We start from the raw sequence: 15,526 nt of genomic DNA, 5'->3' as shown, positions 1-15,526 counted from the left end.
AACCCATCAAAAACTTACGGAAAAGTACATGAGTGACGAAATCAACGATATAGAAGAAAATAACGACTCAAATCCAAATCAAGACCAACAAAGCAATACCATCCCCTTATCGGGGCTATATGAGAATTGGTTTTTAGATTATGCTTCCTATGTTATCTTGGACCGTGCTGTACCACATATCAATGATGGTTTCAAGCCGGTGCAGCGACGCATCCTCCACTCTTTAAAGGAGATGGATGATGGCCGCTTTAACAAGGCTGCGAATGTGATTGGAAATACCATGAAGTATCACCCACACGGGGATGCTTCGATTGGCGATGCCATGGTTCAGATTGGTCAAAAAGACTTATTGATTGACTGTCAGGGTAACTGGGGTGATCCTATTACTGGAGACTCTGCGGCTGCTCCTCGTTATATCGAAGGACGATTGTCCAAGTTTGCCAATGAAGTGGTCTTCAATCCTGACACTACGGATTGGCAGCTGAGTTATGATGGCCGTAATAAGGAGCCTATCACCCTGCCGGTAAAATTCCCATTGCTATTAGCTCAAGGTGCGGAAGGTATCGCTGTAGGTTTGGCTACCAAAATTATGCCCCACAATTTCATTGAATTGATCGATGGGTCCATCCAAGTACTGAAAGGCGAAAGACCGGCAATCTATCCGGACTTCCCTACAGGAGGTATGGCCGATGTGACTGCATACAATGAAGGCCAGCGTGGTGGTAAAATCCGTGTCCGCGCAAAAATCGAAGAACGCGACAAAAAAACATTGGCTATCACTGAAATTCCTTTCGGAACCACCACAGGATCCTTGATCGACAGTATTGTCTCCGCCAATGAAAAAGGAAAAATCAAAATCAAGAAAATCGAAGACAACACAGCTGAATTTGTAGAAATCATGGTACACCTTGCTCCAGGAATCTCCCCGGACGTAACCATCGATGCACTCTATGCATTTACAGGCTGTGAAACTTCCATTTCGCCAAATACATGTGTCATCAAGAACAACAAGCCTCATTTTATGAGCGTGAATGACATCTTGATCGAAAACACAAAACAAACAAAAAGCTTACTAAAGCAAGAACTCGAAATCAGGTTGCACGAACTTCTTGAAAAGATATTCTTCAGTTCCTTACTGAAAATATTTATTCAAGAGGGGATGTATAAACATCCTGATTATGAAAACGCAGGCGACTTTGAGACCGTAGTTGAAGTATTGAATCAGTTGTTCTCTCCATTCTTTGACCAATTCTATCGTCCGATCACTCCTGAAGATTACAAGAGATTGATCGACAAGCCAATGAGTAGCATCACTCGTTTTGACGTGAAAAAGGCTGACGAACAGATGAAGGCCCTAGAGGATGAAATCAAGGAGGTTAAAAAGAACTTAAGGAACCTGACTGAATATACCATCAAATGGTTTGAATATATCCGTGGCAAATACAGCAAGGGCAGAGAACGCAAAACCGAACTTCGCGTATTTGATAAGGTTGAAGCAACTCAAGTAGCCTTGGCAAATGCCAAATTATATGTAAACCGTGAAGAAGGATTCATCGGAACAAATATGCGTAAAGATGAGTTGGTTGGTGACTGTTCGGATATTGATGATATCATTGTATTCCGTGGTGATGGTAAGTACTCCGTGGTTAAAATCCAGGACAAAATATTTGTTGGCAAGGATATTATCCATGTTGCTGTCTTCAAGAAAGGCGATGACCGAACAGTTTACAATGCCATCTATAAAGACGGTTCAACCGGCACAAGTTATATCAAGCGTTTCTCTGTAACAGGTGTGACACGAGATAAGGATTATGACATTGGAAAAGGCAGCAAAGGTTCTAAATTCCTTTACTTCACTGCGAATCCAAACGGAGAAGCTGAAGTTGTGAATATCCAGCTTAAGCCACACTCTAAATTACGTAAGCTGAATTTTGATATGGACTTTGCGGAAATTGCAATCAAAGGCCGTGCTTCGCAAGGAAATATCGTCAGCAAGTATCCTGTGAAAAAAGTTTCTTTCAAAAGTGCTGGCGTTTCAACCCTAGCGGGAAGAAAAATCTGGTATGATGAGACCTTGAAACGTTTGAACGCTGATAATAGAGGTAAATTCCTGGGTGAATTCGATGGCGATGACAAAATCTTGATCGTGTTGAAAGATGGTTCTTATGAGCTTTCGAATTTTGACCTGAACAATCACTTTGATGAAAAGATGATCCGGATGGAAAAATATACTCCTGAACAAGTGTATACAGCCATTCACCAGGATGCGAAGACAGGTACTTATTATGTAAAACGCTTTAATTTCGACGATAACCCCGTAGGCAAACGTGTTCGTTTTATAGGTGATGACAGTAAATTGATTTTACTGACCAATAATGACTCACCAGTAGTTTCATTGGATATCTTGAAAGGGAAGTCTCAAACTCACGAACATCTTGAACAGGAACTGACTGAAATCGTTGATGTGAAAGGGATGAAAGCTCAAGGAAATAGATTGTCCTTCCATACCGTGCAGAAGATCAAACTTCTTTCTGAGGAGAAAGACTTATCAACTACTCCTTTGGCAGATACTCCAGTGTCAGCTGAATCTAGTTCATCTGTCGAAAATGACCTTCCGGAAACTACAGAATCGCCAGATGCTGGTCCATCTGAGAAAGAATCTGCAAAACCTGAGGTTAAGGCAGAAAAACCAAAGGCTCAAGACAAAAAAGAGCCTGAATCAAAACCAGTCGATGATATTCCTTTTGAAATCACCAATCCAGATGATATCCAGATTGACAATAATGGTCAGTTGGGATTGTTTGGAGAGAGTGACCCTGAGGATGATAAATAAAACATTGAACATAAATGTAAAAGCCAGGTTGATAGGACCTGGCTTTTTTTAATATGCTCCTTTACCCTCAATACAGTGACGAACTCCTCCTCTTGGGTCCTTCATATCACCATTATATCTTGGAATTAAATGGCAATGAAAATGAAATACAGTCTGCCCAGCACTTTCACCACAGTTCATTCCAATATTATACCCATTGGGTGCAAAGCTCTTTTCAATTATTCTCTTTGCAGATAATATTGCATTATCAAGATCTTTCTTTTCATCCAGAGTAAGATCAAAATAATCCTTTCTTATTTCTTTAGATACAATAAGGATATGGCCAGGAGAAACTGGAAATCCATCATAAATCAAAATGAAAAATTCAGTTTCACCGATAATCTTTTCTTGTCCTAATTCATAAAAGTTTTTTATTGTCATTTTAAAAATTTCCAGGCAATTCAATTTCAGGTTCCCATTCGTGAATGGAATTTTGTAGTGCAATATAGAATTGTTTTTCTAAAAACCTACGCCTTTCTAATTTAGTTTTTCCAGTTTGATTAATAATAGTTTCGGCAAGAGGATGTTTACTTTCAATATAAAATTCATTTCTATTATATAATCTTTCCAAGAAACGTCGGTTGGGTACACGAGAACTTTTTGATAAATTAATCTTTGAATCTGTTAAAACTAAATTCCATACTCCATTAATATTTACTTGTTCATTTAAATGTGTCATTTTATTAATGTGAGGAAGAAAATGATCAACTGCACATATTTTTTCATTCCCTTTATTGACAAAAATATCCTGAAATGAATAAAAACATTTTCCTTTTTGATATCCATTCAAAGCTTCTCGAATAGAAGTTATATTAATTCTACGCATAGCTTTGTTTTCAACGAAAAGTTCCTGTTTCAAACTATCATGCTTTACTTCTAGTAGACTTGGATTTAATTGAAGGTTCCAAGCAGTTTCAACTAATCTCCACCTCGCATCAACTTCTTGATTTAAATTTATGAACTGAACAGACTCTTGTAGGCGAAAAATATTATCGGTCAATACTATCTTTTTATGAATTGAATAATCTTTTTGATAGAATGGGTTATGAATAGTGCTCCCATTTACATTTTGAAAAGCATCAACAACATTCACAAACCCATATCGAATAGTTGCTTGGATCAATTGATCTTCACTTATTTGTCCCTTAATATATTTTCTGCATTCATTTAAAAAAGTGCTTGTATTTGAACTTCCTTGTTTATCATTTTGCTTTAAATGAGTAATGATGTTTTTAGAAAAAGGTACAGCAATTTCCTCCAATCTCAATGAGCTTTGGTTATTATCTATTAGAGATAATAATGACTTTGCAAAAGCAAATTTATAGGTGGCAGAATTTTTCCCGAACAAAATTATTGCTCGCCATTGAGACTCCAAACTAGGGTCACTAATCTGAAAAACTGAATTCATTTGGTAGATGCTTTTCCTAAATTGGTAAATATTAAAGATATGGAAGTTTACTTATTTTTTTAATGATGTTGGAAATTTATCTTTAATAAAAGATTGTTTTTAGGATAACCTCTTTTTTGTTTCCAAAAAAAAGGAGCCATTCAAAATGACCCCCTTCAAACGAAAATAGTAATTATAAAAAATTATGAATAAGCTTGGAACAATCTGAAGTAGGACGACACCCTGCTCCAGTTCAAGGATTGATAATACTTGAAAAACCGAGATTCAGATCTTGAGGGGATATAGCAGGACAGCCCCGAGAAAGCATTGATCGGTGTTCCCAGGAAATGGCTGGTGTTCACCTTGTAGATCACTGTCCTGTTCACCTGCTGCCTGACCATCTCATAGTCCTGTCTGGGGTAGTTCTTCGCGCAGAAATCCAGGAGGTCGAATGCAGGTACTGTGTTCACTGCATTCACATCCAGGTCCAGGCGCTGTACGCTCTCCCTGTGCACCACGGTTCCCGGATGCTTTTCGATGACCTCCCGCATGGCTTTGGCCAGGTTGTCCATCTCTCCCATGTCGACCAGCGAGAATGTTGCCGACTGCATCTGGCCCTGCTGCCTGCTGTAGAACTCGTAGTACAGCTGGGCTGCCCGTTTCAGCCCCTTGCGGCTGTCCCGCATCAACAGATACTCCACGATACGGTCATAGGGCATGCCCACGCTGATCACCTCGGTCGGCGATGCCAGGACAAGCGGGACGATGTCCCGCAGCTCGTACAGCACCTCCACCGAGCCCATCGAGCAGGCATCGAATATCAGGTAGTCCAGGTTCCGCGGCAAAACCCGCTTCAGGTCCATGATGTCCATCGTCTTCCCGCCGTCTTCACCGAAGGACTTCAGCTTGGTCATCTTCTTTTCCGTGCCCGGGTGCCAGTTGGTGGCATGCGACCACAGGATCGCGCCATAACTCTCCGACCTAGATAGGTCCTGCATGTCACGGAACACCATTTTCATGACCTCGGGATCCGAGGCGTTGTGCTCCGGATAGCTCTTCAGCACCTTGCTGACGATCCGGGGGCTCCGGTCATGCACGATCTCGTAGATCTTGGGCGCCTGACCGAAGACACGGGCATAAACGATCAGCTTGCCATCGAAGTCCCCAAAGCCGGACTCCATCTGATTGATGTTGTCCATCGCCTCAGCAGCCAAGTTGTTGTTCCCCGACATGTAAACTAGAACAGATTTTGGAGATACAATAATTTCTTCCTTTTCTTTCTTACAAGAAATCAATAAAAATATCATACTTATAAGAACCACGAAAGTTCTGTCAAACGAAGTCGTAAACCTGCTATCTATACCCATCGATTTGAATCATTTTCTCCTATTCAACCAGCCTTTGAATTAAAATCTTTTGAAAGATTATAATCTTCAAAAGATTATTTCTTTCCAACTATTTTGATGTTGTTTAAGCGATATCCCTGTTCATTATTTTCAGCTTCAAATTCAATTGACAAATTATTTTCAGCAGAAATACCAGATATTTTTTGTTCTGAAAATTTATTTTTGGCGCCTAAGACTCCTGAAAGAGTTTGAACTTTGCCATTTACTTTAACTTTAATCCCGTTAGCCGGCATTCCGTCTGCATCTCCTGCCAAGTCAAAAGTCAATACGATATCTTTGAATCCTTCAGCCTTTAATCCATCGATTTTAAATCCTTTCTTACCTTTTGTAGGAAACCATACATGCGCAGGCAATTTTTTGGTTCTTCTGATATCTGAAGTCTTATCAGCATATAAATCTGAGTATTTTACAGATTTATTTTCATATCGGTCATATTTTCCGATCTTAAATCTTACTTTAGAATCATTGGCGGAAATTTCACCAAATTTTTCTTGAAAGAGCGTTTGTTCAATTCCAGTAGGTTCTGGACTCTTTTTTACATTTCTGAAGTTTTTCAAATCAATAGTACCACCTGAAACAGCATTCCAGTCAGTAATTACAGCAGTTCCAGTAACAGCAACTTTTGGCGTAGGTAATGTCATTAAATTAACATTATAAGTATATCTCTTACCAGTTTCATATTTAATGTCAGCAGGTACTTTCCATTCAAAGCTTTCACCACCTGCACTGAATATGATTTCCTTGCCAGCATAATCACCAGGGATTAAAATGGTTTCAACAAAGCTTTTTTTACTATCAACTGAATTAATTTTGGCATTTACATTTGCAGAATTTTCCCCCTCAGAAATGGCTCCTGTAGCTAGATCCATTCCGCTTTTAGTGTTTACAGCACGGAATTCAACTTTTAAATCGGATAGGTTATCAACACCTTCACCTGCTGATACGTTGAATTCGATTTTTGCCAATTTGTGCTCAAATACCAATGATGGTTTTTCTGATGCTTTGTCCAACCCAACAGCATTATTGGAGTACATTACATCAATTTTTTCTTGACTACTCTGATCAGCAATGTTTATTGGCAAGTTATTGCTTTCTAAAGCCGACACAAACGGATAGTAGGCGATAAAATCAACTTTTCCTTCATCAAGAAAATTGATGATATTAGCACCAGTCGCCGAAAAGTTTCCATCACCAGGTGTCGTGTACATTTTGTTGGATGCCAACACTTTTTCCAATCCAGCACCTTGTTTCATGAACACTCCGATTTCGTCATTTTTTCCCCAAGCACTTCCTGACGCTTTCGTTGCTACATTTCCTACAATCTGGGAGGTGAACTGAATACCCTCTTTTGATGGAAGAATTCTGTGGTCATCTTTTTTACAAGATGAGGCAAGAGCAACAATAGCTAAAGCTGCACTTAAGATTTGATTTGTTTTCATTATTATTTATTATGTATTAAAAAAATTCTACAGCGTATTTATCTCTCTATTAATCAACTTCCTTCAACAGATAAATCAATACCGGGAAGTGATCTGAATATCCATTTTGGAACAAATTCCCTGAAAAAGTCCTCAGAGGATAGCCCTTGTACCTGCCATCCTTGGTGATCAGGTATTCGGGATTGTAGATCTCCGATTTCCAGAACTTCAGTGTTTTTCGGTCCTCGCCAAGCAAGGGTTCGGAAACTATGATCTGATCGAACAGGCTCCATTTTGCCTGGTAGCCCAAGGAGCCGATGCCTTTCGAATAATGTTTGTACATGGTGTTGTAGAGTTCTCCTTGGACTACATTCTCCCTCCTGCTCTTGGCACCCAATGTTTCCCGGACGCTGATATCGACAGGATCGTCGTTCAGGTCGCCCATGATGATGATCTTGGAGTTCGGGTTCTTGTGATAGATGGAATCAACGGCAGACTTGACAATGCTGGCCGCAAATTCGCGGAGCTCGGAAGACTTGCCCCCGAACCTCGATGGCCAATGGTTCACGAAAACATGGACCATCTCATTGGCGATCACCCCTTTCACCAACAGCACGTCCCTGGTCACATAGTCCAGTCTGCTGGGAATTTTATAGCCCAGCACCTGAGAATCCACATACCTGAACAGCGCTGGATTGTACAGAAGGGCAACGTCGATCCCCCTGCGGTCGGGAGAGTCATAGTGCACGATCTGGTAATTGCTTTCTGCCAGGGAAGGTTGGTTTACCAAGTCTTCCAGAACCTTTCTGTTCTCGATCTCGCTCAGACCGATCAGCGCAGGTCCTGCTGGACTGTGCTTTCTTCCAATCAGACTCAGAACATGTGCTATCTTTTCCTGTTTCTTCCTGTATTTGTCAGGGGTCCAGTTCATCCCACCTGATGGAGTAAACTCTCCATCCAAGACTGTGGTATCCCGTTCGGTATCAAAAAGGTTCTCTACATTATAGAAAGCTATCGGATAAACTGAATAACTTTTCTGTTGACCAAATCCGATCAAACAAATAAACTGAAGACATAGTGCAGTAAAACCTGTTTTCAGAAACTTCACTTGAATCATTTCTTACTTTCTCCTTTTAGGACAATTACATCCTTTCCTGCAGCTGATCCTACCAATTCAATATTGTCCAGACGGAAACCTATTTTGTTGGATTCAGCTGTGGAAATAAATTCGACGGTCACATTGTTGGATTGTTCAATGTTTGGAATACTGATGGTATACCACTTGTTATTGTCACCAGCTGCATTCGAAATCTCTTTGCTAGCAACTGGCATTGATTTACCATTGACCTTAACCTGAATTTGGTTGAGGTTAGCTTTAGCATTAGAATCAAATAAGTTTGCAGTGAGTTGGTAATTTAGTGTCACCTCACCTTTATCGATAGTATTTATTCCAGTGATTTTAACATTAGCTTCTCTATTAGCTGGTAACCAAATGTGAGCACCATTTGCCCCCCGCACGCTACGGATATCAGCAACGCCATTTTCTTCGGAATATTTAATCGGGGCTTTCATGTCGAAATCCTTAAAATCATTGATTTTGGGACGGTTTCCAGATTGGTAAACCCCCTTTCCAAAAGTTTCTTTAAAAAAACTACCAGCCACGGGCTTTACCTTTTCAGGCTCTTGACCGTCAAATGTTTTGACATCATTTTTTGTTCTCAATATCAACTGCCATGTTCCATTGAACCTGCCCAGGATACCTACCAAGCCTCCTTTTCCAACAGGAAGAAGGTCTTGCGAAAAACTTGCATATTGACTGGTTCGAACTATTATTCTTTTACCATCTTTATCACTGATATCTTCGTTTGATGTAGCATCCTTAGAAGCATAGTTTTTCTTTCCACCATTGGCAAAACGGACATCTTTTAACTCTACAAGTTGATGCGCCATGTCATCAGTTAGTTTGCTTAAATCAACAACCTGCGGAACAGCATTCTTTGGATTTGGCCATGAGTTTACCTGAACTTTCTTTTTAAAAATCTCCCAAGAAATTCTATTCGCATTTGTGGTGCTCAGTCCAATCTGCAATTCTCCCCCATATCTCAGGATATAGAGATCCTTTAGATTGACGAAAACCTCCTGTCCGACTTGATATGTACCATAAACAGCATTCTGTTCTACCCCGATATTGATGGCAGCAGTTTCATCCTGTATATAGATCTGTTTGTAGATGTTTCCAGACTCATCGTTACCAGTCACAATGCCTTTGAAGATTAATTCTTCCTCTATCAGAACTGGGTCAGAAATTTTTGAAAAACGATCTTTCAGTTGTTTGATGGTGATGTTTGCAGCTTTGCCTTTATATTGTGGCTCTGTCAGCGGTGGTGGCATATATTCACGCTCGCAGGACATAAAGCACATGCTGACGAAGAACAATAATATGTAGCCTATATTTTTCATGTTGTATTAATTTTAAAACCTATAACTTGTGTTGAAAAAAATGTTCAGTCCCTGCATATAGAAGTACCTTGAACTGAAGCGATCCGGGTAGGTCAGGTCAAGACGTCCCTGTTCGAAACCCCCAGTTCCGATACCTCTGTTGTTCAAAAGGTTCATGACCGAGAGATTGAAGTTCAATGCCCTCCTGTTTTTGAGATATAGGAGCTTACCAACAGAAGCATCAATTGTTAAATTACTCTCTAGACGTTCTTGAGTAGTCAACTGTTGATACGACTCATAACTCTCTTTATAGGGATTTACTGTTGAGTAAACTGAAGATGTACGTCTTAGTGGGGCTGCAGACATGTAATTTCTGCCCACCAGGTTACCGCTCAGCTCAAAGAACCAGTAGTCATAAAAGTATCTCGCAGCTACGATCCCCGCTGCCTGTGGTGTCCCCGAAACATGGAGGTTCTTCATGTACACCGTTTCCTCAACGTTCACCAGCAGCCCGTTCTCGGAGTTCATCGTCCCCATCGGGTTGTTGCTGTAATAGTATTCCCCAAAGCTCCCTATGAAATCGAAGTTCCAGTTCTGGTCCAGGCTGTAGGTCAGGCTCGCCTCCACCCCCCTGTGCCGGCGGTCGACACCGCTCAGGTTGTGGAAAACAAAGGTCCGCTGGGAGTCGTGGTAGTAGTTCATCCGCTCCAGCTGGTCATAGAAATTCGTCTGGAAGACAGAGATCCTGCCCGCAAGCTTCGGCATCGAGAACACGTAGTTCAGGTCCGAATGGAACACCTTCCCGCTCGACAGGCCCTTCACCACACGGTCCGTCACCCTGGACATCACATAGGCGCGGTCGGGCAACGGCGGTTCGGTGATGTAGGCCATGTTCGCCGACAGGAAATGCCTCCCGTCGAACTTATACGTCGCCCCGGCCTTCACCGTGAAATCGACGAAACCGTACTTCGGTCCCTTCCCATAGGAGTGGTCCGGAAAACGGCCGTTCATCATGTTCCCCTTCCTCTGGAAGTCCGTATAGCCGATCTTCGTGCCGTAGTAGATGTCAAGGTTCCGAGTCTGGTAGCTGTTCGCTATCCAGGCATTCACGCTCTCGATGTCGATGTCGAAATCATAGCCGAAGATATCACCCTCGTACACCTTGCGGTTCGGATATTTCAGGTCGTTCTGCTTGATGCTCTCGTTGCCCGGGTTCTCGCGCTCGGCGAACTTGTCCAGGTCCATCACGTGGCTCGAGCCCATCAGGTCATCTACCGTCTTGTACTGGTAGGACCTGCTCGAACGAGCTTCAATTCCTCCTGTGAGAATGGAGTTGTTATCATATAGTTTATGAAAAGTAGTGCTCAAAGTACCTTCCAGCACATCCGAATGGCGACGCTCTAGCATGTAAAGTGCTGCTCCAGCATTCTTGCGTACATTTTCTGGATTCATGTTCTGCCTGTACATTTCGTCCCAGTTCAATTGGGTAACTCTTGGATCGCGAGATTTCCAAAGACCAGTGTATTCCTCAACCGTTGAAATATCTATTTTAGGTGTAAACTTTCCATAGTTTGACGGCAAATATCTGTAGTAGTCCGGTCTAGGGTCCATGGCATTGTACCAGTTCAGTGCGCTGTTGCTATAGCGTCCATAATGGAACATCCCGCCAGAGGTCAGACTGGTTTTTTCATCGATCTTCCAGCGGTGCGAAACCACTGCTGTGGGATCGAAAGCCTTTACTATCCGGGAGTTTCTTACCTTCCCGTTGTGGTAACCCCAATTTGGGTTGTAAAGATTGTTTCCAACCAAATCATACACTTCCTGAAAAGAGGAACCCTGCTGCCCACGGACCACGGGCGAACCAAAGGTCAAGAGCGACAGGGAATGATCTCCATCCTGCCATTGCTTCTCTGCGGAGAGTGCATATGAAAGATTTTTGTACGATGTGCCCGGGATTGCTCCCTTGTCGGAATAACGGCCACCGACCGCTCCCGTGAAGGCCCAGCCACGCTCGTTCAGACCCGTGGAGTAGCTGAACATCGAGCGCGCATAATAATTCCTGTTCGTATAGGACAGGGTGAGCTTGCCCCCCTTTGCATAGGAGCTCGCCCGCATATTGATGTTCTCGGAACCGCCGATGGTCCCGAGCGTATAAGTGCCTACTTGATTATAGTTAACGACGTCACCGTTCCTGGTCAGGTCGTTCAAGGCCCCGATAGAGGCATAGTTGAACACGCGGCGGTATTGGTCGTTGGCCAGAACACCGTTGATATAGGTGTGTTCGTAAAAGTTGTCGTAGCCCCTTACCCTGAATCGGTATGGCGACAGTTTGAACCCGACCTTGTTGAGGTACAGGTCATTGGAAAGGATAACAGATGCCTGGATGTCCTGCGTGCTCATGTCCCCTTCCGAGGAGATGATACCATCGTCGATGACCCCCAGAACAGTCTGTACATCGACCTGGTTCTCCGCCAGAAGTTCGATATCATCTAATGTCCTTGACCCAGAATCTAATAATTCTAGGTTAAGCTCAAAGCTTCTGAATCCTGCAGATTGGATGGTCAGTTTCTCATTACCAGGTTTGAGGTTCACAAATACAAATTCACCTTCTTCATTTGTACTCGTGGTCATTTTGTTCTGCTCCAGGAAAATTGTGATCCCCACCAAGGGGACTTTGGTGCGTTCATGTATTACCCTCCCTTTCAGTTGGATTCCTTCTTGAGAATATCCCAGAAAACTGAAACAGGTCAATAATATGATAATTGGTAAAATTCTTTGCATAGTTACTTCTGGATAAGAAGAGTATATGAGAAAAGATGGGGACCGCAACGGCCCCCTATCTTATTAATGAAAAATTATTTTTTTCCTACTAATTTGATGTTGTCAACGCGGTAGCCAGCTTTATTAGAAGCTGATTCAGCATAAAATTCAACTGTGTAAGTTTGAGCTGTAGGAAGACCAGTGATTTTTTGTTCAACAAAAGTATTTGCCGATCCTAAATTTCCAGATGTAGATAATTCGGTGCCATTTACTCTAATTTTAACAACATTAACTGATGCATTAGCAGCATTTGCAGCCAAATCATAGGTTAATACGATGTCTTTGAAACCGTCTGCATTAATTCCTTCAATTTTAAATCCTGTTGTTCTGCTGCCTGGAAACCATGCGTGTGACTCCATTGAGCTAGTTCTTCTGATATCCACATATCCCGCTTTGTATAAATCTGAATATTTAACTGTTTTATCATCAAATCCAGTATAAGTTTCGAATCTGAATTTAGTAGTTACACCTTTTTTGATATCACCAAATCCTTCTTGATAAAAAGTTTGTTCTTTTGCATTTGTTGTTGGTTCAGGTGTAGTAGTTACTGTTCCACCATCTTTTCCTGCTTTGAATGATCCACCAATAATCGAAGTACAGTCAGTGATTGTTGCATTACCTTCAACCACTACTTGTTTAGTCTCACCCGATTCCAATGACACATTATAAGAGTATTTCTTACCTGTTTCATAAGCAAGGTTAGCGGGCAAAGTCCATTTAAAGTTTTCATTTCCGGCAGTGAAAACAACTTCTTTTCCAGCGTAATCTCCTGGAATCAAGATTGCTTCTACTGTGTTTTTACCATCAACTGAGATGATTTTAGCATTTACGTTTGCTGAATTAGATCCTTTAGAAATTACACCCGTAGATAGATCCATAGAAGCAGTGGTATTAACTGCATTAAAAACAGTTTTTAATCCTGAAAGATTAACTCCAGTTCCTCCAGTAACATTGATTTCTATTTTTGACAATTTATGTTGGAATGTCAATGCTGGACTACCTGAAGTTTTGTCCAATCCTGTAGCATTGTTAGAATACATTACGTCAATTTTCTCTTGAGCTGTTTGGTTGCTCACATTGATCGGTAATGTAGTTCCGCTTACAGCCGAAGCATATGGATAGTAGGCAATAAAGTCAACTTTTCCTTGATCAGGATAGTTGATCACATCAGCACCAGTTGCTGTAAAGTTTCCATTTCCAGGAGTAACATACTTTTTGTTGGCTGCCAATGCGTTGCCCAATCCGCTTCCTTGCTTCATGAATACGCCAATCTCATCATTCGCTCCCCAAGTAGTTCCTGAAGCTTTTGTTGCTGCATTCCCTTCAATTTTTGAAGTGAACTGAACACCTTCTGTTGAAGGTAGTTTTCGGTAATCATCTTTTTTACAAGATGCCATAAGGGCAACGATAGCTAATGTTGCGCTTAAGAATTGTTTTGTTTTCATTTTATATATTTAATTGATAAAATCCATGGTTATCGCCAGACAGAATTGTTGATCGTCTGCTTTTTGTCCTCCGAAAGACCAGGAAAGAAGGTATGGCCAGTTTCCTTTTCTAGGTCGCTGACTGTGGTCCTATAGCTGTTCGGGTCGGCTTGAGTATTCATTGGTTCGTTGTTGATCTTGAACCCAATGGTATAGTATTCCTTACCGCGCTTCATCGCCAAGGCTTTGTAATAATATTTCGGCTTGGCTACCTGCTTGCCAGAATTGTCATTAACATAATCTATACGCGAATCCGTTTTGGTTTGGATTGCTGCTCCGGTTACCACATACATGGTATCTACACCCGCACTTTTGGCCCAGTTACGGACTTTAATTTCCAGTTTCGCCCAAACACCTTGGTTCATTGAAGAGGCCTGAGCTGTCATGTTCGTAAAATAAAATGTTGTTGCGTTTTCTGCCCTGTTTCTTGTTCGGTCAGCACTTGGAATTTGATGACCGCGGTCAAAACCACGACCAAATCCCTTTGAAAGATGTGGTTGAAATTGGTTAGGAAAGGCAGGGTCAAATGCCCAGGCATTGGATCTTTTCTGATTACCTAAATAATCACGGCTCAATGGATACGCTACCCAAAGTGCCAATCGGTTCTTTTTGTCATAAAGCATCGCAAAATTACGCTTGGAACGGTCAGGCGTCATCTTGAAATTATACTCCAAGTCAGCAGAATTTGCAATGATGGGCAGTTCCATGTAGGAAATATTCGGTTTGGTGATCACCTCCCCCTCATCCCCAAGGATAATGGAATATTGGTATCTGTTGCCGGCAGCATAGTCAATGTCCTGCTTTGCAATATCCCAAGTATAAGTATCCCCATTATTATTCCTGAAAACAATTTTTGATTGTTTGCTAAGCTTACCCGGAAAAACGATCCATTCAATAATGGTCTCTTCTCCAGATTTGATAACTTTTCCTTCAACCTCCTTGAATGATTTGGTTTGCTTAAGACTTCCATCCTCCAAGTTGAAAACTCCTTCTGTTTCTAATTCATGAAATTTCGCTGTTACTCCTTGAATACCTTTCCCTTTAACAGAAAACTGAATCTTGGACATGATCCTTTCCATTGTCAACTTGACAGGACCTTCTTGTACAGAGGAGTTACTTGCACTTCCCCCAACCAAATAATCAATATGGGATTGATCTTGTTGGTCGGAGATATCTAACCTGCGGTTAAATGTATCACCACTTTGAAATGGATAGAATGATTTGAAATTCACAGATTTCCCTTTTGGAAATCGAATTTCATTATTGGAGTTCTTCGGAGAAAAATTTCCAGAACTATTAGTTATAAATTGTTTATTGAAACCCTCAGCTAGTACACTGTTGGCATTGAGCGTATTCCCCTCAAACATAAAAATTGATATAGAATCATTTTGATCCCATTGGTTACCCGATACACGGGTTTGAACTTGTCCTGAGATTTGACTTGAAAATAAAACAGACTGTTTTTTTTCTGTAAATGGCAATTCGATGTCTTTTCGACAAGAATAGAATAGGGTTAGGAAACTAACGAACAGGAGTACTCTTTTAATCATTAATGTATTAATTCTTTTGTAAATAATTTTTTGTTTCTTTTAAATTAACTTACAAGCCATAATAAGCTTGCTTTGTTTGGTATTATCGTTACAAGCAAATTTATAAAGGTTATTACAAAATTAAATTAATGAATTATTAAACTATTATTA

General features: G+C 41.2%; 10 protein-coding genes. 1 reads left to right on the top strand and 9 read right to left on the bottom strand.

From position 1 onward, the window contains the following. The first annotated feature begins 28 nt into the window (after positions 1-28). Complete coding sequence (locus tag CRT24_RS17615) at positions 29-2,833, top strand: DNA gyrase/topoisomerase IV subunit A (RefSeq protein ID WP_099372482.1); 2,805 nt, start codon at positions 29-31, stop codon at positions 2,831-2,833. Positions 2,834-2,881: 48 nt separating this feature from the next. Here the strand turns inward: CRT24_RS17615 and CRT24_RS17610 are convergent, their stop codons facing one another. The 9 genes from CRT24_RS17610 to CRT24_RS17570 form a co-directional block, all read right to left on the bottom strand. After that, positions 2,882-3,253, bottom strand: coding sequence for an HIT family protein (locus CRT24_RS17610; RefSeq protein ID WP_218962660.1), 372 nt, complete (start codon positions 3,251-3,253; stop codon positions 2,882-2,884). A gap of 1 nt (position 3,254) precedes the next feature. Beyond that, entirely contained in the window at positions 3,255-4,280 is a 1,026-nt protein-coding gene (locus CRT24_RS17605) for an HNH endonuclease domain-containing protein (RefSeq protein ID WP_099372415.1), read from the bottom strand. Between the two features lie 182 nt (positions 4,281-4,462). Next, positions 4,463-5,566 (bottom strand): clostripain-related cysteine peptidase, encoded by a 1,104-nt coding sequence (locus CRT24_RS17600; protein WP_099372414.1) that lies wholly within the window; start codon positions 5,564-5,566, stop codon positions 4,463-4,465. A gap of 134 nt (positions 5,567-5,700) precedes the next feature. Continuing rightward, positions 5,701-7,104 (bottom strand): fimbrillin family protein, encoded by a 1,404-nt coding sequence (locus CRT24_RS17595; protein ID WP_099372413.1) that lies wholly within the window; start codon positions 7,102-7,104, stop codon positions 5,701-5,703. 49 nt (positions 7,105-7,153) lie between these two features. Next, positions 7,154-8,200, bottom strand: coding sequence for an endonuclease (locus CRT24_RS17590; RefSeq protein WP_099372412.1), 1,047 nt, complete (start codon positions 8,198-8,200; stop codon positions 7,154-7,156). Continuing rightward, complete coding sequence (locus CRT24_RS17585) at positions 8,197-9,543, bottom strand: DUF5689 domain-containing protein (protein WP_099372411.1); 1,347 nt, start codon at positions 9,541-9,543, stop codon at positions 8,197-8,199. Before CRT24_RS17585 ends, CRT24_RS17590 begins: the two co-directional genes overlap by 4 nt. Before the next feature lie 12 nt (positions 9,544-9,555). Then, positions 9,556-12,303, bottom strand: a complete 2,748-nt coding sequence (locus CRT24_RS17580; RefSeq protein ID WP_099372410.1) for a carboxypeptidase-like regulatory domain-containing protein — start codon at positions 12,301-12,303, stop codon at positions 9,556-9,558. A gap of 74 nt (positions 12,304-12,377) precedes the next feature. Next, positions 12,378-13,787, bottom strand: coding sequence for a fimbrillin family protein (locus tag CRT24_RS17575; protein ID WP_099372409.1), 1,410 nt, complete (start codon positions 13,785-13,787; stop codon positions 12,378-12,380). Positions 13,788-13,816: 29 nt separating this feature from the next. After that, a complete protein-coding gene (locus tag CRT24_RS17570; protein ID WP_099372408.1) occupies positions 13,817-15,376 on the bottom strand; it encodes a DNA/RNA non-specific endonuclease in 1,560 nt (519 codons plus the stop codon). Positions 15,377-15,526 lie beyond the last annotated feature (150 nt).

This window comes from Sphingobacterium sp. 1.A.5 (assembly GCF_002734235.1).
GTDB classification, from domain to species: Bacteria; Bacteroidota; Bacteroidia; order Sphingobacteriales; family Sphingobacteriaceae; genus Sphingobacterium; species Sphingobacterium daejeonense.
The sequence above is the reverse complement of the archived record's forward strand: the minus strand, read 5'-3'. Positions and strand labels throughout refer to the sequence as shown.

Coding starts and splice junctions, on each gene's coding strand:
- CRT24_RS17610 (WP_218962660.1), bottom strand. CDS start 3,253: ATGACAATAAAAAACTTTTATGAATTAGGACAAGAAAAGATTATCGGT.
- CRT24_RS17605 (WP_099372415.1), bottom strand. CDS start 4,280: ATGAATTCAGTTTTTCAGATTAGTGACCCTAGTTTGGAGTCTCAATGG.
- CRT24_RS17615 (WP_099372482.1), top strand. CDS start 29: ATGAGTGACGAAATCAACGATATAGAAGAAAATAACGACTCAAATCCA.
- CRT24_RS17595 (WP_099372413.1), bottom strand. CDS start 7,104: ATGAAAACAAATCAAATCTTAAGTGCAGCTTTAGCTATTGTTGCTCTT.
- CRT24_RS17575 (WP_099372409.1), bottom strand. CDS start 13,787: ATGAAAACAAAACAATTCTTAAGCGCAACATTAGCTATCGTTGCCCTT.
- CRT24_RS17580 (WP_099372410.1), bottom strand. CDS start 12,303: ATGCAAAGAATTTTACCAATTATCATATTATTGACCTGTTTCAGTTTT.
- CRT24_RS17570 (WP_099372408.1), bottom strand. CDS start 15,376: ATGATTAAAAGAGTACTCCTGTTCGTTAGTTTCCTAACCCTATTCTAT.
- CRT24_RS17590 (WP_099372412.1), bottom strand. CDS start 8,200: ATGATTCAAGTGAAGTTTCTGAAAACAGGTTTTACTGCACTATGTCTT.
- CRT24_RS17600 (WP_099372414.1), bottom strand. CDS start 5,566: ATGATATTTTTATTGATTTCTTGTAAGAAAGAAAAGGAAGAAATTATT.
- CRT24_RS17585 (WP_099372411.1), bottom strand. CDS start 9,543: ATGAAAAATATAGGCTACATATTATTGTTCTTCGTCAGCATGTGCTTT.